The organism is Rothia sp. HMSC071F11, from assembly GCF_001809115.1.
GTDB classification, from domain to species: Bacteria; Actinomycetota; Actinomycetes; order Actinomycetales; family Micrococcaceae; genus Rothia; species Rothia dentocariosa.
On record NZ_KV795763.1, the window covers coordinates 136,469 to 154,894 of the forward strand.

Here is an 18,426-nt window from a genome sequence, read left to right on the forward strand (position 1 = left end):
CGTTTGAGCAAGAGAGTGGTATATGAACGGTTGTGCGGGGTAAAGCCCGGGAGCGAAGAGGCGCAGCGAGGGCGTGTTTCATCTGGCTCGTTGCCTCGCCAGCTTCAGAACGTTATGTACGTCCTCGCACGCTCGGAATAACATCCCTCAGCAGCTACACCTCTTCGCCCTCGTTTTGGGAAGAACGCCGAATGATTTAGGGAATAAGGCCCAGGTTGCGGGCGTCATCCGCAGTGACCGGGTTTTCTTCCGCTTCAGGCTGAGCCACAGGACCGCCAGCTCCAGCCTGAGTAGGCGTCATATCAAAGTTGAGCTTCTTCAGATCACTGAGAGCAGTTAGCTCATTTAGTATCCCATCGCCATTGAGATCTACCGAGACCGGAGAATTATCAATAACGCCGTTCCGGTTGAAATCGATGGGTTGATTTGCGGGCTGAGTAACGTCTTTCCCATTTTTATCTTTGTGCGTATACAGGTATTCGCTCGCTTGGGGGCCAAAGCCGTCGCGCTCATTCAGTGCCCATTCGTTAAGGGTCGGCATATCCTGCTGCAGGTATCCGAAGTATCGGGTTCCGTCCGCCTTGGGAATGCCAGTGAGCTGATAGTTGTAATTCATCACGCTGTAGTACTGAGGCTTGCCGTTGAATTCGTCAGTACCGCCGTGCTTCAGGTTGAGGTTGTGCCCCAGCTCGTGGATAAAAGTGCCCACGCGAATATCGCTGTTGGCTCCTTCCCAATAGGTTTTCCCAACGGTCACCATGAAACCGGGAGAGCCTATAAGCCCTACTCCTGATGAGATTCGATTTCCGGTTTCATTATCCACATAGTAATCGCCCCAGATCATGTAGTCGAAACCGCTGTTGTAGCGGGCAGAATCAAAATTACGAGCCCTGATATTTGCCCATTCCCCAGAAGACTCCATATCGTTGCTGAGCACTTGGTGCGGAACCTGGTTGCCGCCTCCCAAGTTATACTTGGCGCTCCGGGCAGAACCTGCATCTAGGTGAAGATTAACGCCTGCCCTGCCGTCAGGGTTAGTAACATTCAAGTCAGCAAAAGACTGCACAATGCGATCCAGCTCTTCCTCACTTGCAAGCTCGCCAGGCATATAGTCCATCTCAACGAATACATCCTTGTGGTAGGGATTTGCACCCATTTTCTTGTAATCGACTTCAGGTCTACCATCACCATCAGCATCGTATCCGTTGATTTCCACACTGTCGGAAAGCCCGTCACCGTCAGTATCAGGTGAAGTCACCTTCGGGGCGACACCCGGGTTACCAGGGGCGACTGGCAACGTGTCTGCCGAGGCGGGCAGGGAATTCAGAGGGACGAGAAACACCAGGCTGACGAATGCCAGCATCAGGCGCGCTATAGTACGTAGTTTCATGAGAGATATTCCTTGTGTCGTTGTGTTGAGCGAGAGGAAATCTTTCTATGAGTGAGCGGTATTCATGGTAGGGAACCTATGGTGTGGCAGATTCCCACATGCGACAATGCGCATTAGTGGCATTGTGGTGCCGTTTGAGCAAGAGAGTGGTATATGAACGGTTGTATATGAATAACCGATAGATTAAGATTTCACCTGCATCCTAGCACCGTAAAATTTTATAAATCTGTGACATAAAACAAGTTTTGGGAGCGGACCACATTACAGGAATAAGTAAAGGTTTCCAGCAACATAACCCGCTCCCGCACGCTGGCAGCATACAAGGCTAGCGAATAAGACCTTGCTCTCGTGCATCATCAGCCGTTATGAGATTAATCTCAATCTCTGGTGAAGGTTCAGGGCTTATCTCACGTCATATCTTCCGCATAATTTGAGGATGCTCAGATCGGGGCGAGTAAGCGTTTTATCGTAAAGATTTCATGTGTGTCTTACATTATTTAGGATTTTTGGGGTATATCCCGTAAAATTATTAATGGCGTGTAATCCGAGCGCCACTTATTCACCCAACCACTCATAGGAGTCATTGTGACCCACGCATCTACGCGGGGAGGTCTAACGCGCCGTCGTGTTCTGGCGGGCGCCGCATGGACAACCCCAATTATTGTTTCTTCCGCTGTAGTTCCGGCTTATGCGGCTTCGTATGATGACACACGCCCTGACTACGGTATTTTTACTCAGGCGTTCGTCACCCACCAGGAACAAGCCTATGACAACTTCCTGGGGCTAGATTCATTTAGCGGCCCAGTTGCGAACGAGCAGGCCAATGTTCCGGCAGGTTCCAGTGGTCTCTACTCGGCTGGCGGCGGTAAGTTTACCCCCGGCGGCAGCATCGGCAAGGCAAAATGGGGTGGCGCTGGTTTCTGGTTCTCAGCACCCAAGGCAACCACTAAAGACGGTAAGCAGACGTACTACTCGGGCACCACTACCCTGCTCGCCGGTGCGCGCCTACGTTTGGAGTACCGTTTCGTTTTCCCCACCTCGTTTGAGGCCGACGGCATTGAACCTTCGCCCTGGGATAAAAACACTGAAGATTTTGCGGCTTCTCTCACCGTTAATCCCACGTCAGAAAACGGCGATAACCCTAAGCTCGTCGCCTTCAACGGTGGTGCTATGTACGGTACCTTCAGCGAGATGACCTCTAACGGTAATGAGCTGATAGGTTACGTTGATATCAAGCTTGAGCAGGATGTTGTAGCTTCCAGCCACAATGGCGGCGGAACTCAGGTTTACAACCAGATCTTGGCCAGCCAGTTCGGTACACATTTTGAAGATATCCATCTCGAACACTACGGACTGACCACCACCCTGACGATCCTCAACGGTACTCTGCGCTATGAGCCTGAGAACGGTGCCCCCAAGAGCGATATTGACCTGACCGGTCAGCAGGCTGTGGCATCCATCGATCATGTTGGCGAACCTGAGAATCCAGATCCGAGCACTCCCAGCACCCCCAGCGACAAGTCAAAGTCCAACTCGACGGGATCAACGGGTGACCAGAAAAACAAGGATCAAGAGAGCGACTTCACCGTCCGTAACGACATTCAGATCGATCCTAACGACTGGTTATCCGGGCAGAAAAACCCTAACGGAGCCTCGAAAGGCTCAACCAACGCACAAAAACAGAACTAATCGGTAATTTTGGGTGAGTAAACGGCACTCCCGCCGGGTAAATCCTCTTGACGAGGCGCATCCCGGTGGGAGTGTTTTTCTTGTGCTGTTCGCGAGCAGGTGGTTTTTGACCCGAGCAGGTAGGAAAATCCTACCTTGTCGACAAAATCCTACCTGCTCGCGGTATTGGGGTGTGGTGTGGATGCGTGGGCATGGGTGCAATGTTGCGGAATGTTACGAACGTGGCGCATACACGCGCAATATGACGGGGTGTCTTTGCACCTGCGCTAGCTACAAGGTTTACTAGATTGGTAATCCATCTAGAGCGACCGAGAGACCTGGCTCGACGACGTCGCAGCAACCTCGCCTGCGGTGGCGCATCATGCGCCTTCATAACGCCGAAGGTGCTAACGCCAGCAACCGATGGGAGATACTGTGGGACTTCCCTCCCCTTTTTCATTCACGAATCCTCTAGCACCCACCCCCAACCCCGCGCACGAATCTGACGAGGCGCGGGTAGCGTTCTGGGAGAAACAAGCCGAGCGCTTAAGCTGGGGCAAGACCTGGGACAACGCACATACCTTCCAGAAACCGCAGGTTATCGGAACCGACGCTGAGGGCATCGAAGAATACTCCGTACCCGAGATTAAGTGGTTCGAGGGCGGCAAACTCAACGTCGCCTACAACTGCGTGGACCGCCACGTGGAGGCGGGCCGCGGCGACAAAGTAGCCCTCTATTTCGAGGGCGAACCCGGCGACCGTGAAGCTATCACATACGCCGAACTGCAGCGACGCATCGCCCGCGCCGCCAACGGCCTGCTCAAACTCGGCGTGCGTAAAGGCGACCGTGTAGTAATCTACCTGCCGGTTATTCCCGAAACCATTATTTTCACGCTTGCGTGCGCGCGCATCGGCGCAATTCATTCGCTTGTGTTCGGTGGATTCTCTGCGGAAGCGCTGAAATTCCGTGTGGAGGACACAGGCGCGAAGGTTCTGATCACCACCGACGGGCAGAACCGCCGAGGCAAGGTCGTGCCCGTGAAGGTGAACGCCGATGAAGCATGCTCAGGTGAGAACAAAATCGAGCACGTGATCGTGGTGGATCGTACAAGCGCCGCAGACCCCGTGGCGCACGCGCAGGTTCCCTGGACGACCGGGCGCGATATTTGGTACCACGACCTGGTTGACGATCAGCCCGATACCCATGAGTACGAGCTGCACGATGCCGAAGACCCGCTGTTTATCATCTATACCTCCGGCACCACGGGCAAACCCAAGGGCCTGGTGCACACGATGGCGGGGTATTTGGTGCAGACCGCATACACCCACGCGCTGCTGTACGATCTGCTGCCGGACCATGTGGATGACGACGGAGTGCTGCGCCCCGATGAACTGTCTGCCGTGAACGACCCGGCGAAGGTCGAATTCACCGTGCACTGGTGTACCGCCGATCTCGCGTGGGTGACCGCGCACACCTACGAAATCTATGGTCCACTCGTGAATGGGGTTACCGAGGTTATTTTCGAGGGTACCCCCAATACTCCGCATTACGGCCGCCATTTCGAGGTTATCGAACGCTACGGCGTCACCAACTATTACACCGCTCCAACCCTGATTCGTTCCCTCATGGGGGCTTTTCCTGACGGCCCCGAACCCGGAAAATACGACTTCTCAACTGTGCGTCTGCTCGGGTCTGTGGGCGAATCCATTAACCCTCAGGCGTGGAAGTGGCTGCGCAAGCACGTGGGTGGGGGTACCGCATCGTTTATCGATACGTGGTGGCAGTCCGAGACCGGATCGACCATCTGCTCCCCACGGCCACACGACCCCGCCTTCGCGCCCGAAGGGACCTTCCCCGAAGGTACCCCGCACTGCACTCCCCTTCCCGGATGCGCCACCCGCGAAGTCCCCGGAGTCTCGGTGCGCGTGGTGGACGAGCACGGTGACCTCGTTGAGCCCGGCAAACAGGGCTTCATTGTGGTCGATAAGATCGGCCCCTCCATGGCACGCACCGTCTGGGGCGACCCGCAACGCTACCTGAATTCCTATTGGAAGCACTACGGTACGCGCGGCTGGTTCCTCGCCGGTGACGGCGCGAAGGTCGATGATGAAGGCAACGTGTACATCCTGGGGCGCATTGACGATGTGATCAACATTTCCGGGCACCGCCTTTCGACCATCGAAATTGAGTCTGCGCTCGTGACGCACCCGGCCGTGGTGGAGGCTGGCGTGTGCCCCGTGGAGGACGAGCTAACCGGCCACCAGGCAGTTGCCTATGTGACGCTCACCGACGAAGGTCGGGCACTTACCGAAGACGAGCTGAAGACTGCACTCACCCAGCATGTGCGCGAGCATATTGGCCCTATCGCTAAACCCAAGGATGTGGTCGCGGTCGCCGATATTCCTAAGACTCGTTCAGGGAAGATTACCCGCCGTCTGCTGGGTGAGCTCTACCAGGGGCATAAGCTGGGCGATATTTCTTCGCTTCAGAATGAGGAGGCGCTCGGCACTATCGCACAGGTGCTCGTAGAAACCGGGCGAGTGAGCCCGGATGCGTTCGCCGAGGATCAGGCGGCATAAGCTACAACACGAATCAACCCCGAACGAATGTGCAACGAAATGTTCATGTAAATTCTAAGACATGAATGTCTTGTTCATCACTGCGATAAGAACAAAAATTGAAGAGTTGCATAAGGCATACAGTTTTTATCCTCTTCCCCTACCCGGCGGAGAAGAACAGAGAGGAAAGCTGTCTAGTTGATATATCTGTGTAAAAGGTCCGCAAGATAGATACAAGATACATCCAGGCGGAAACCCAACCTAGAATAAATTTAGAAGAATAGCCATATATCCGGTACATTTAACCTATATCTGAACCTTATGGGAGGTCACTCATGACATCATGGATCTACGGCTTGAACAACGCTAACCACCAGTTTGACACCAAAAAATCTTTCGGTAAAAACATCTTCACAAATGCTTTTCCTCTATCTATCGCACAGTACCTCTCGATCAAGAAAAATCTTCCTATCGTAGAGATTAGGGCCACCAATCAAGAAATCGTTATGAAAGACGAAAATGGCCATAAGCAGAAAGTCCAGGAACCAACCACCGAACATAAAAAGACTAGTTGGAAAGACATCATTGGTTGTGACCCTATGGAGGCTTACTTCGAGTTCGAACACATTTATGAAGGCTATAGGAAGTACACAGACGGTAAACCTAATCAAAGCGATGTTGTAGTATGCAAAAACTCTAGCTCTAAGTCTCACAAGCGCCCGTTAGAGATTAAACTAGTTGTTGTGCCCACATCCAACTCCGCAGAGAATGATAGGGCAGACCAGTCCTGTGAAATTGTTTGTAGGCCCTCCACCATTGAGCAGCTTGCTTTTTCTATTGCTAATTCATACGGCGAGGACGGAAGAATGTTGATGCAACAGACTATTCTTCAGCATATTTCTCGCCCGATGGACTTTAAATGGTCCGAAGAAACCTACATGAAGAAACATATCAACGAAGTGCAGGACGCAGTTAAAGGTGTCATTAAAAATGGGCTGGAAAAACAAACCCCTCTTGTCTTAACTGCTGTGTGGCGCACTGAAGGACAGCGCCCTACTCTTGATGAACACGCTTTTGATGCCTTTGTCTGGACAGACCTCGCGTTTTTGCAACTTTTTACTGATTCAAAAACTATCTCTGGTAACAAGATATCTCGACCTGCTCGAACCTTATGTTGGTTGGTTAAATCATTACTTGATTGGTCAATGCAAGGTTCGCTTCAGTTCGATCGTCATCATAGCGAAATTACTTATGGTACTCAGACTGACAAAGCAGGTGCTTTTACCGGCAAGAAAACTCTACGACATATGCAATCAGTAGAGTTTGAGTACCCTCGTCTCTCACGCGAGGAAATACCAAATCTCTTAAATAAGGAGGCTATTGCTGCTCTACAACCCGAGCGCCGTCTCGATGCAGCTCTTACTTTTGAACAGTCTAAACAAGAAGCCCTTGAGTCAGCAGAGAAAAAGTTTAAGAACTAATTCTAAAAGGGCATGCTCTCAGATAAAGCACTGGCAATGTACTTACCTAAGAGGGGAGGGACAGCGTTACCAATCATCTGCTCAACATTAGTCCGAGCTCCCACAAATCGGAAATCCTCTGGAAAAGTCTGAATTTTGGCACGCTCGCTAGTTGTCAAAGGACGCGCATTTTCTATCGGTGCAGAGTCTCCCGCATGACCTGGATACCCCTTAGGAATAGGACGATTAACACCTCGAATAGTAGGGGAAGGTTCATCAATACTAAATACACCACGACGAGCATAACTACGCGGATGGCGGTAATAATGCTCAGTGAGCAGGGAATCGCCCAAATAATCCCGTACCGTAGTTTCCCGCTCGCTCTGATGTAACTCAAGATATCTAAAAATCTCAGCAGTTTTTACTTCATCCAGAGTACCGATAGTTATAAGGCGCTTGCGACTCTGTGGGACACCACACTTAGCAGCATTAAGGACTGTCATAGACACTTTGTAACCAGCTTCCTCCATAATCGCTACTGCTCGCTTAAAAGCTCCTGCATGTTGAGCTCGGGCCACATTCTCCATCACGAAAAAGGGAGGCATAAAGCGGGTTACAACCGTTGCATATTTCTCAGTTAGATCCGCGCGGGCACCTTCGGTACGCTTACCCGCAGAAGAGAAATCTTGACAAGGTGGACCACCGATAATAGCAGGCTTCTCTTCACATTGAAAAAATGGTTGAAGAGCTTCGATAGTACTTTCAACGTCCCCAAGGTCAAGCTGAGTCGAATTATGCCCCATGTTTCGAGAATAGGTTTCAATAGCGGGAGCCCAGTTATCGAACCCTGCAAGTACTTTGAAACCAGACATTTGGAACCCTAGAGACATCCCCCCACATCCAGCAAATAAATCAAGAATTGGCGGCAGAGCAGGATTCACAGGTATGTTGATCAAAGCAGGTTCCTTGGGATAGTAGAATCCTTCAATAACATCCTCAGACCATACTGCACCCCCGTTGATATCATGCGAGGTTGGTGCTGGCAGTTGTCCACGGTGACGCATAGTGCGAACTGTTGAGCGTTCCACACCTAGAAGTTCAGCTAATCGACGAACATCATAAAGTCGTGTTGATGAATCAGGTGGTGTCTGTTTATTACTCGCACGGTGTAAAGTCATACTTTGTATTTTAGCACGCGCTATAAAATGAAACGCTATAGAGTCAAAAGTAGACCCCCAAAACTCACACAGGTGCTCGTAGAAACCGGGCGAGTGAGCCCGGATGCGTTCGCCGAGGATCAGGCGGCATAGGGGTTACGCTCGGCAGCGGCATCGCGCCGAATCTGATAGAAAGGTTCTCTGCGAGCGCGAGTGTTTTGCGGAGGCAATAGCTCCCGCCCTCAATACCCTGATGAAACTACAGTGCGGCATATAACCTGCTGGTTATATGCCGCACTGGCTATATACACTAGTCAAATAGTATATTCCTCAAATGGAATTATGGCTTAGAAGGATTTTTCGCGTCCTTTTCCGAAGAAATCGGTTGCGTCTCGTCTGCGGGGCGTGCCTCGGTGGAGGCCGTCACCTCCGCATCAGGATCGGTACCGGAAGAGTTTGAGCCGTCCCATGCCGAGTCAGCTTCCGTTTGTGGCTCAGCGGCATTCTGCCCGGATGCCCACGCACCTTTATCCACCGGTTTGGCGAAGAAGAGGCACGCAACCATGCCCACGGCAGCTAGAGCCAGTGCCAGCATTAGTGAGTCGTTCATCGCGGTGGCGATAGGTTCACGCAGGAAGTCGGGAACCTGACCGCCGGACATCCCTTCACCGCCGACGGCGGGGGCGTTCATGGCGCTTCCGCCTGCGCCGGCGCCCGAGGGACGCATCCGCTGCATGGTCTGCGCAATCTGGTCGGCGATCAGACCGCCCATGAGAGTGGCGATACCCGCCGAACCGAGCACACCGGCAACCTGACGAGTTTCGTTATACACGCCCGACCCGGCACCGGCTAAACGAGGCGGCAGGTTGCGGGTTGCGGTCACCGCTAGCGGACCCCAAATCATAGAGTTGCCGATACCCAAGATCGCAAAGGGTATGAGCAGAAGCGCGAGGGGTTGATCCGCCGTCATCAGAGCCCGCAGAACAACAAATCCGACTACCAGCAGGGCAAACCCCGAGACCGCATACCATTTGGGGTTTGACGTGCCTAAACGCTTACCAATGACCGGAGAGAGCGCACCCGAGAACAGGGCGAGCGGGGCGGTCATGAGTGCCGCCTGAGTGGGGCTCATACCGCGCACCTGCTGGAAGTAAATAGTAGTTGGGAATGCCATTGTGAGGGTGTGCGCACCCATTGCCGCGATAGCAATATTCGATACCGAGAAGTTGCGGTCTTTAAACAGCCCCAGCGGTACCAACGGTTCTTTGCGATTAACAGCCTGCCACACGATAAAGAGGGTGAACACGATGATGCCCGCGATAATCATGCCCCATACGCTCACCGGGATTCCGGTTCCCCACAGCGAATCGGTGATAGTACCCCAATCGTAGGTGGATCCCTCCTGAATGCCGAAGACCATTAGGAACAGGCCGATAGCGGAGAGAACCACGCCCAGCCAGTCGAAGTTGTGCTGTTTGGAGGGGAAATGCGGGATATTCCGTACCGCCAGATAGGTGCCGACCACACCGATAGGGATATTGATGAAGAAGATCCACGTCCATCCGGGACCGTCCACGAGCAGGCCGCCAGCGATAGGGCCCACGAGCGATGCGATACCGGCCGCCGCGCCCCACACGCTCATTGCCACCCCGCGTTTATGCGGCGGGAACATGAGCGTAATAATGGACATGGTTTGCGGGGTCATAATTGAGGCGCCTATCCCCTGCACCACGCGCGCAACGATCAGCATCTCCACATTGGGCGAAAGACCACACCATAGCGAAGAGAGGGTAAAGACTACCATACCGAGCAGGTACATCTGCTTCTGCCCGAACCTATCGCCCAGGCGACCGGTAATCAGCAGCGGCACCGCATAGGCGAGCAGGTAGGCGCTGGTCACCCAAATCACGGCGGAGAGCGAGGCGTTGAGCTCATGCTGCATATGGGGCAGCGCCACGGTGACGATAGTGGTATCGAGCAGGATCATAAAGAACCCGATCACGAGTGACCACATGGCAACCCACGGTTTCTCGGCGGTTTGCTCCATTGATGGTACGCTGCGGTGCGTCTTTGATGCGGCTGGCTCTGCCATAAATCCCCTGCCTTGTCTTCTCGGCGGTCCCGCCGGGCAATAAAAACCTAGCACTTCATCATAACGCCGTCTTGAGCCCCGCACGAGAATTCTCATCATGCGGTGCTGTCTGAGCGCATCAGCACAGGGAACGCGGGTTCCTGATGTTCTCAGGAAGCACAGAAAAACCATAGACATTGCGGCACAGCAAGCCTAGCCTGGATATACAAGTATTTTTCAACACACAGGGAGGATACGATGGCTAACGTTACGATCATTGGCGGGCACGGCAAGGTTGCTCTTCTGGCAGAACCGATGCTTCGTGAACGCGGACATACGGTGAACGCTATTATTCGTAGTGAAGATCAGTCGGCAGATATTATGGCGACCGGCGCTAACCCGGTGGTTGCCGATATTACCACCCTGAGCACCGAGGAGATGGCGAAGCTCTTCAAGGATTTACATACAGAAGTGCTGGTGTGGTCCGCGGGTGCGGGCGGTGTAGGTGGCCCCGAACGCACCTATGCGATTGACCGTGACGCCGCGATTCGCTCTATGGAGGCGGCACAGCAGGCAGGTCTTCGACGGTACATTATGGTCTCGTATTTGGGGGCCGGAACCGAGCACGGAGTACCCGCAGATAACCCGTTCTTCACATATGCGGAGGCTAAGGCGGAGGCCGACCAGCATCTTCGCGGCACCCGGTTGGAGTACACGATTCTAGGTCCCGGCATGCTCACGACCAAGGATGAAGGCGGTATTACCATGGGGGTCGATCCGGTGTACCACTCCGATTTGAGCTCCCATACCCCGCGTGCCACCGTGGCGCGGGTGCTCACTGAGGTGGTCGATGATTCCAGCACGATCGGCAAGGGCATCCCCTTTACCGGCGGCGATACCGAGATTCGGCAGGCTCTCGCTCAGGCACCGTCAAGCTCACAGTTGCGCTAGGGTTTGCCGGATGCGCCTGCCCCGGCTGAGTGCGGATGCGCCCCGAGCCTCTTCACGGGTTCGGGGCGCGTTTTTCTCTCGCGCAAGGTTGGTTCGCACGCCGGGGTGCGGGACGTGTGTACGTGCCACTGTGCTTGCACGCGGTCGCGCTCTTGTCATTTCAGGTTTAGTTCCGCAGGGTGCGGGTGTTATCTCGCAACGAGTTCCGGGGCGACTATTCCGTTGGAGCCGCATCGCTCGGTATCCTAAAGTACCAGGTATTTTTAGAGAAACTGCAGGAGGTTCCCGTGGGATTCTTCGATCTCTTCGCCGACAAAACCCCGGAAGAGCCCGCCGAGGCTCAGCTTACCGCCTACGTTCAAGGCAAGGTTCAGGGTGTGGGGTTCCGATGGTGGTGCGCCGGGGCCGCCAAGCCGCTGGGATTGAGCGGATACGCCGAGAACCTGGATGACGGTCGGGTGAAGGTGATAGCGCAGGGAAGCCGCGCATCCTGCGAGCGCCTGCTGGAGACCCTTAATTCGGGTGATACCGCCGGGCATGTGGACTTTGTGGATGCGTCTTTCACCGAACCGCAGGGCACGTTCAAAGGGTTCGGGACCCGGTAGCGCATTCCCCTGCCGCCCTGCTAAAAAGGCTCTTTATGTGAATAAAGCGTCTGAAACGCCTCTTTATTCACATAAAGAGCCTTTTTATGATCCCGATGCACCCCGCAGTATGCCCCAAATGCCCGGTAACGTGGAATAATAGTTTACGCACTCATATCATTCACGTATTTCATGAAGGTCTTTGATGACACGCTATCGCTGGGGCATAACCGGTGCCTGCATTCTTTTCTTAGCCGGAGTTATTGTTTATAACCTGCGCGAATTTTTGGCATATGATTATCTGGTCTATTATGCCGGGGGTAAAAGCGTTAACTGGTTTCTTGATTACCCCAGCAGCCTCTATGATCTCGATATTCTTCGTGAAACTGTGCGGGCAGAAAACTTTAGATATATTTTCGGTGACAGCGGCCTGTGGCTTGCGTTTACGTACCCGCCGTTTGCATCGCTCCTCTTTATTCCCGCATCGTTCTTGCCCTTGCGGGTGGCAATTGGCCTTCATCTAGCATTTTTCGTACCTATTGCCTTCTATTGCGCCAAGGTTCTGCGTGACTATCTGGTAAAGCGCAATTCTCGGCTGCTTTTTAAGAAATATCTTTCGCCTTTTTCCTTTATTGTTTTGTGTGCTGCGCTTATATTGCTTTCGGCACCGTGGCGCAATAATTTCTTGTACGGTCAAATAAATCCGTATCTGTTGGCGCTTATTCTCTACGATCTTCTGCGGCCAGGTACCAGGATTCCGCGCGGCGTTTTTATTGGTATTGCTGCGGGCATTAAACTTACTCCGCTCGCCATAGGAATTCTTTTTCTAGTGCGTAAAGAGTGGAAATCCATTATTGCACTGGGAGTTTCGTTTGCGGGAACCATTGCAGCAGGATTTGCTGTGCTTCCGCAGCAGTCTCTCACCTATTGGAGCAGCGTCATCTGGGATCCGTCACGCGTGGGCAACCCAATATCGAGCAATAGCGTGGCGATTCAGGGTATTTTAGGGCGCATGACCTTTCAGGATGGTACCGTGCTGAAGGCTCTGTACGGGATCACGGCAATCACACTAATTGCGGTGGTGGGGTACGCCTTGTGGAAGATGGAGCAGCATAACCTCTATCTATCGCAGATCTCGTTGGCGGTTCTTGTGCCGGTGTTTATCTCACCAATCAGCTGGTTCCATCACGCCGTGATTCTGCCGATTTTTATGGTGTGCGCGGCGGTCGATTTCTTGCCGCTAGCGGCACGGTGGCGTTCTCGTGCGGGGCGCATCCTGTGTTATACCTGCTATGCGCTGAGTTCCCTCATGTTGATTAATACGCTTCTGGACTGGGGAAAGCTCGTGGTACGCTTCTGGCGGCGTGTCGATTTTTACCCGTTTACCGGCAGGTATCCGGGGGTGGATGCGCATACCCTGCTTCTGCGGGCGGCGGATGAGCAGCCGGTTATGTTTGTGACCTCAATTCCGGCATTGGCGCTCGTGGTGTTGGTTGTGCTGTGGGCGGTGCTCCTACGCCGCCCTGCCGAAAATATGCAGTAATCAGAAGGCTCTTAATGCGAATAAAGCGGGATTTCCAACGCTTTATTTACATCAAGAGCCTTTTTACGCAGTGATAGCGGCGGAAAAGCGAGAAGCCAGGACGAACATGCAAACGCCTTAATCACGCCAGATCTCGGCGAATTGGGCGCGTGTCATCATCGCCTGCCGCACGGCGACAGCCACCCGGTTGCCGTACTTATCGGGACGGGCCGCGCTGGTGCTAATCCCATTGATAATATTCGTGAACCCGGCCTTCACCGCCACCCGTTCGGATGCCGTATTCCCCGCCAACGCCGTCCATCCGATGGTGTCTAGGGCAAACCCGAGCGGATCGAAGCCAAAGCCGAGGACTGTGCGTACCGCATCTGTCATGATGCCGCGCCCGCGCATCTGGGGAGCCGTATAAAACCCTAAGTCTGCGTGTGTTCCGGGCGCATTTGCGGAGCCTCCGGGCAGGCGCAGGGTAACAACCCCTGCGAGCACCCCGCTGTAGTCAATGGCCCAGGTGAGTTCACGCCCGGCTGCTGCGGCACGCTGGGTGAAGTTGAGGAAGGTTCGCGCATCGTCGCGCGTATAGTTCAGGGGGATGGTGGTCCATCGCACGGTTTCGGGGTCTGTGCAGATATGAACCAGTTCGTCAAGGTCGGATTCGCGCAGTGACCTGAGGGTAAATTTTTCGGTGATGAGTTCCGGAATTCTCATGACATGACATTACCAGTTTCTGCGCTGTTTTGTGAGGCGTGCTGTGTCTGCAAATCCCCAATCACCATATTGTGTGACTCAAAACACTTGTAACATACCGACGGACGGTTGATTATTATGAATTACTCATATTAAAATGGATAGGATTCCTCTTGTGAGGAGAACAGAAGAATGCCTCAAGGCCGCTGAAGTCACACACGAACCAGCCTTGAGGTACCCACCTAGATCAGGAAAGAAGAACACTATGGCTGTGCTAACTATTGGCGACCAGTTCCCCGCCTACGAGCTGACCGGCGTTGTTCCCGGCAAGCTCGCCGAGATTGAGGCAAACAAGCCCGAAGATTACTTCACCACCGTTTCCTCCGAGGGTCTGGACGAAGACACCTGGCGCGTCGTATTCTTCTGGCCCAAGGACTTCACCTTCGTCTGCCCCACCGAAATCGCCGCATTCGGCAAGCTCGCCGATGAATTCGAGGCACGCGACTGCCAGGTTATCGGCGTATCCGTGGATAACGAATACACCCACTACGCATGGCGCCGCTCCCACGAAGAGCTCGTAGATCTGCCCATCGTCATGGCATCCGACCTCAAGCGCGAACTCACCAGCGCCCTGGGCGTCCTCAACAAGGACGGCGTGGCAGACCGCGCAACCTTCATCATCGACCCGCACAACACCATCCAGTCGGTATCCATTACCGCAGATTCCGTCGGCCGCAACACCGACGAAGTACTCCGCCAGCTGGATGCGCTCCAGTCCGACGAACTGTGCGCCTGCAACTGGAAGAAGGGTGCAGAAACCATCGACGCCTTCAAGGAGATGAAGTAATGAGCATTGAGAACCTGCGTAACGCGCTGCCTTCCTACGCGAAGGACATGAACCTGAACCTGTCTTCGCTGCCGCGCATCACCTCGCTCACCGAGCAGCAGCTCTGGGGCGCAATCCTGGCCACTGCGGCGGCAACCAAGGTTGATTCCGTTATCGTTGAGATCGCAGCAGAAGCGAAAGAGCACCTGAGCGAAACCGCCTTCGATGCGGCACTCGGCGCGGCAACCATCATGGGGATGAACAACATCTTCTACCGCACCCGCGGCTTCCTCGACGGCGCCTACGACGATCAGCGCGCAAACCTGCGCATGCAGATCATCGGCAAAAACGGCGGTATCGACAAGCTCGACTTTGAGATGCTGGCGCTCGCAGTTTCTGCCGTGAACGGTTGTTCGCACTGCGTGGCTGCCCACGAGCACACCATCCGCGAGGAGGGCGCCTCCAAGGAGCAGGTTAACGACCTGATCCGCATTGCGGCAACCATGGGCGGCGTGGCACAGGGTATTCAGCTGGCTGAAGCACTGGGCTAAGCACACAGAGCCCTACGGCCTCACCCCCCGCGTAATCTCGCGTAAAAAGAGCCTGATAGTGAATAAGCGTTAGAAATTCCGCTTTTCACTATCAGGCTCTTTTTCGTGTGGGGCATAGGATAATACGGGTATGCAGTACAGTATTTTGAACGCCAAGAATTCCCTACCAAGCACCGAAGAACTCGTTGAACTGTATGATGCGGTGGGCTGGAGCGCCTACACTCGCACGCCCGAGCGATTGGCCCCTATGCTGGCTGGGTCGCGGTACCTCTATGTAGCGCGTGAGAACACGGCGGAAGGAGCCGAGCGGCTTATCGGCCTGGTACGTGCGGTGGGTGATGGACAAACCATTGCGTATATCCAGGATCTACTGGTGCACCCGCAGGCTCAGCACCACGGCATCGGCTCGGCTCTACTGGGAAAGATCCTCGCCGATTTTGACCGGGAGAGCATTCGCCAGAGGTTCATCACTACAGATATTGTGGACACACCCGTCATCGAACTCTACCAGCGCTTCGGCTTCACCCCGGTGCAGGATAACGGATGCGTAACCCTCGCGAAGTATGTATTCTAGAAACTAGCACACACCACAGAACTGGAAGGGGCTAAGACCTATGACTGCATACAATGACAAATATTTTGAAGAAATGCGGAGGCAGCCAAAAGGGGAGAATTTACCCCCGTTCCTAATACTCTACTCACCGGGGAAGAAGCTCGGCAGTCTGCTTTGGCAATGCTCAAAGCGGCAACAGGAACTGATGATTATACAGAGCTCGTTAAGATGACTCGCGGCCGCCGCAAGCTCTCAGAGCAGAAAGAACAAGCATCTCAACACTCACCAGTACTGCATATGCGACTGCCTGAAGAACTTAACAAGGGTCTTCGGAATATATAGTGGAATTACTTTCTTAATAGTTTAAAAACAACTGGTGTTTAAATCGGATTTTCTGGTGGGATGTTAGGATAATCAATAGTATTATATAAAAGTATCAATCACATACGAGTGATACTTTGGGAAAAAATAAAATAGTCCAATTTACTTGACCGTGTACTATGGTACATGGTTTATAATATTCAGGGGGTGAAATAAGATGATTTATCGCATTAGTGAGTTTGCAGATATGAAACTATGTTAGACGACTTAAAACAACGATGTCCAGATGAAAAGCAATTACATTCGTGTCCAATAATAGAAACATTAACATGAGAGATTAATTAACGAAAGGAGCTTTTTTATGAATAAATTTAAGGTAAACATTTCAGGAATGACTTGTACGGGTTGTGAAAAACACGTAGAATCAGCACTTGAAAAGATAGGTGCTAAAAATATTGAGTCTAGTTATCGTCGTGGTGAAGCAGTATTTGAACTGCCCGATGATATTGAGGTTGAAAGTGCAATAAAGGCGATTGATGAAGCAAATTACCAAGCCGGAGAAATTGAAGAAGTATCATCACTAGAAAACGTGGCGTTAATTAATGAAGACAATTATGACCTTCTTATTATTGGTTCTGGTGCTGCTGCCTTTTCTTCGGCAATTAAAGCTATAGAATACGGTGCAAAAGTTGGAATGATTGAGCGTGGAACGGTTGGGGGAACCTGTGTGAATATTGGCTGTGTTCCGTCAAAAACTCTTCTTAGGGCAGGGGAAATCAATCATTTATCAAAAGACAATCCGTTTATAGGTTTACAAACATCCGCTGGAGAAGTGGATTTAGCTAGTTTAATCACGCAAAAGGATAAATTGGTGAGCGAACTTCGGAATCAAAAATATATGGATTTAATTGATGAATATAATTTTGATTTAATTAAAGGTGAAGCAAAATTCGTTGATGCTAGTACGGTTGAGGTCAATGGGGCAAAGTTATCTGCAAAACGCTTTTTAATTGCAACAGGTGCATCGCCTTCGTTGCCCCAAATTTCAGGACTTGAAAAAATGGACTATTTAACTAGTACAACACTTCTTGAGTTAAAGAAAATACCAAAACGATTAACTGTAATTGGTTCAGGATACATTGGAATGGAGCTTGGACAACTATTTCATCATTTAGGTTCAGAAATAACGCTTATGCAAAGAAGTGAGCGACTTTTAAAGGAGTATGATCCTGAGATTTCAGAGTCAGTTGAAAAAGCGTTAATTGAACAGGGTATAAACCTTGTCAAAGGGGCAACTTTTGAGCGTGTTGAACAAAGTGGAGAGATAAAAAGGGTTTACGTAACAGTAAATGGCAGTAGAGAAGTCATTGAATCAGATCAGTTACTTGTTGCCACTGGAAGAAAACCAAATACGGATTCTTTAAATTTAAGTGCAGCAGGTGTTGAAACTGGAAAAAATAATGAAATCCTGATCAATGATTTTGGTCAAACAAGTAATGAAAAGATTTATGCAGCAGGAGATGTGACTTTAGGACCACAATTTGTATATGTAGCAGCCTATGAAGGTGGAATTATTACTGATAATGCTATTGGTGGATTAAACAAAAAAATAGATTTATCGGTAGTTCCTGCTGTTACGTTTACGAATCCGACGGTTGCAACGGTTGGTTTAACAGAAGAACAAGCAAAAGAGAAAGGGTATGATGTGAAGACATCTGTATTACCTTTAGATGCTGTTCCAAGAGCAATTGTAAACCGTGAAACAACCGGTGTATTTAAACTAGTAGCAGATACAGAAACACTAAAAGTATTAGGGGTTCATATTGTATCTGAAAATGCAGGAGATGTCATCTATGCAGCATCATTAGCTGTTAAATTTGGCTTAACGATAGAAGATTTAACAGAAACCCTAGCACCATATTTAACAATGGCTGAAGGGCTAAAATTAGTTGCACTTACGTTCGATAAAGATATTTCGAAATTATCTTGTTGTGCAGGCTAAGGGAACTTTTTTACAACTCCCTATTCAAGTGAACCAGCTAATGCTTTAAGGGATTTTCTAAGTGAATTTGTGGTCACAAAAATAATTTAACACTGATGATTTCGACATC

At 51.7% G+C, this 18,426-nt stretch carries 14 protein-coding genes, 1 pseudogene and 1 riboswitch; of the genes and pseudogenes, 11 read left to right on the forward strand and 4 right to left on the reverse strand.

Annotation, left to right across the window (positions count from 1 at the left end; translation table 11 throughout):
* Positions 1 to 196 precede the first annotated feature (196 nt).
* Positions 197 to 1,390: a C4-dicarboxylate ABC transporter substrate-binding protein gene (locus tag HMPREF2554_RS08655; protein ID WP_070554762.1), complete on the reverse strand. Its 1,194-nt coding sequence runs from the start codon at positions 1,388 to 1,390 to the stop codon at positions 197 to 199.
* 585 nt (positions 1,391 to 1,975) lie between these two features.
* Between HMPREF2554_RS08655 and HMPREF2554_RS08660 the strand changes: the two genes are divergently transcribed.
* The 3 genes from HMPREF2554_RS08660 to HMPREF2554_RS08670 all read left to right on the forward strand — a co-directional run bounded on the left by HMPREF2554_RS08660 (position 1,976) and on the right by HMPREF2554_RS08670 (position 7,098).
* Positions 1,976 to 3,079, forward strand: coding sequence for a hypothetical protein (locus tag HMPREF2554_RS08660; RefSeq protein ID WP_013398378.1), 1,104 nt, complete (start codon positions 1,976 to 1,978; stop codon positions 3,077 to 3,079).
* Between the two features lie 292 nt (positions 3,080 to 3,371).
* A riboswitch (SAM riboswitch) is annotated at positions 3,372 to 3,488 on the forward strand.
* 5 nt (positions 3,489 to 3,493) lie between these two features.
* Positions 3,494 to 5,638, forward strand: coding sequence for an AMP-binding protein (locus HMPREF2554_RS08665; RefSeq protein ID WP_070554908.1), 2,145 nt, complete (start codon positions 3,494 to 3,496; stop codon positions 5,636 to 5,638).
* Positions 5,639 to 5,952: 314 nt separating this feature from the next.
* Positions 5,953 to 7,098 (forward strand): HindVP family restriction endonuclease, encoded by a 1,146-nt coding sequence (locus tag HMPREF2554_RS08670; protein ID WP_070554764.1) that lies wholly within the window; start codon positions 5,953 to 5,955, stop codon positions 7,096 to 7,098.
* 2 nt (positions 7,099 to 7,100) lie between these two features.
* Here the strand turns inward: HMPREF2554_RS08670 and dcm are convergent, their stop codons facing one another.
* Both dcm and HMPREF2554_RS08680 read right to left on the reverse strand, forming a co-directional pair.
* Complete coding sequence (dcm, locus tag HMPREF2554_RS08675; RefSeq protein ID WP_070554766.1) at positions 7,101 to 8,255, reverse strand: DNA (cytosine-5-)-methyltransferase; 1,155 nt, start codon at positions 8,253 to 8,255, stop codon at positions 7,101 to 7,103.
* Positions 8,256 to 8,574: 319 nt separating this feature from the next.
* A complete protein-coding gene (locus HMPREF2554_RS08680) occupies positions 8,575 to 10,326 on the reverse strand; it encodes a DHA2 family efflux MFS transporter permease subunit (RefSeq protein WP_070554768.1) in 1,752 nt (583 codons plus the stop codon).
* 237 nt (positions 10,327 to 10,563) lie between these two features.
* Here HMPREF2554_RS08680 and HMPREF2554_RS08685 point away from each other — a divergent pair, with 237 nt between their 5' ends.
* The 3 genes from HMPREF2554_RS08685 to HMPREF2554_RS08695 all read left to right on the forward strand — a co-directional run bounded on the left by HMPREF2554_RS08685 (position 10,564) and on the right by HMPREF2554_RS08695 (position 13,383).
* Positions 10,564 to 11,256 (forward strand): SDR family oxidoreductase, encoded by a 693-nt coding sequence (locus HMPREF2554_RS08685; RefSeq protein WP_070554770.1) that lies wholly within the window; start codon positions 10,564 to 10,566, stop codon positions 11,254 to 11,256.
* A gap of 185 nt (positions 11,257 to 11,441) precedes the next feature.
* Positions 11,442 to 11,861 (forward strand): acylphosphatase, encoded by a 420-nt coding sequence (locus HMPREF2554_RS08690; RefSeq protein WP_246826042.1) that lies wholly within the window; start codon positions 11,442 to 11,444, stop codon positions 11,859 to 11,861.
* A gap of 184 nt (positions 11,862 to 12,045) precedes the next feature.
* Positions 12,046 to 13,383: a glycosyltransferase 87 family protein gene (locus HMPREF2554_RS08695; protein ID WP_070554773.1), complete on the forward strand. Its 1,338-nt coding sequence runs from the start codon at positions 12,046 to 12,048 to the stop codon at positions 13,381 to 13,383.
* Between the two features lie 117 nt (positions 13,384 to 13,500).
* Here the strand turns inward: HMPREF2554_RS08695 and HMPREF2554_RS08700 are convergent, their stop codons facing one another.
* Positions 13,501 to 14,085 carry a GNAT family N-acetyltransferase gene (locus HMPREF2554_RS08700; protein WP_048752315.1) on the reverse strand — a complete coding sequence of 195 codons (585 nt, stop codon included), beginning with the start codon at positions 14,083 to 14,085 and terminating at the stop codon, positions 13,501 to 13,503.
* A 244-nt stretch (positions 14,086 to 14,329) separates the two neighbouring features.
* Between HMPREF2554_RS08700 and HMPREF2554_RS08705 the strand changes: the two genes are divergently transcribed.
* The 5 genes and pseudogenes from HMPREF2554_RS08705 to merA all read left to right on the forward strand — a co-directional run bounded on the left by HMPREF2554_RS08705 (position 14,330) and on the right by merA (position 18,317).
* The gene (locus HMPREF2554_RS08705; protein WP_004006488.1) at positions 14,330 to 14,911 is read left to right on the forward strand and encodes a peroxiredoxin; all 582 of its coding nucleotides are present in this window, start codon (positions 14,330 to 14,332) and stop codon (positions 14,909 to 14,911) included.
* Entirely contained in the window at positions 14,911 to 15,441 is a 531-nt protein-coding gene (locus HMPREF2554_RS08710) for an alkylhydroperoxidase, AhpD family (protein WP_013398369.1), read from the forward strand. Before HMPREF2554_RS08705 ends, HMPREF2554_RS08710 begins: the two co-directional genes overlap by 1 nt.
* A 130-nt stretch (positions 15,442 to 15,571) precedes the next feature.
* Entirely contained in the window at positions 15,572 to 16,015 is a 444-nt protein-coding gene (locus HMPREF2554_RS08715; RefSeq protein ID WP_070554775.1) for a GNAT family N-acetyltransferase, read from the forward strand.
* 543 nt (positions 16,016 to 16,558) lie between these two features.
* A pseudogene (locus tag HMPREF2554_RS11300) lies at positions 16,559 to 16,648 on the forward strand (Hg(II)-responsive transcriptional regulator); the annotation flags it as partial.
* Between the two features lie 28 nt (positions 16,649 to 16,676).
* Positions 16,677 to 18,317 carry a mercury(II) reductase gene (gene merA, locus HMPREF2554_RS08720; RefSeq protein WP_070554777.1) on the forward strand — a complete coding sequence of 547 codons (1,641 nt, stop codon included), beginning with the start codon at positions 16,677 to 16,679 and terminating at the stop codon, positions 18,315 to 18,317.
* Positions 18,318 to 18,426: the final 109 nt, after the last annotated feature.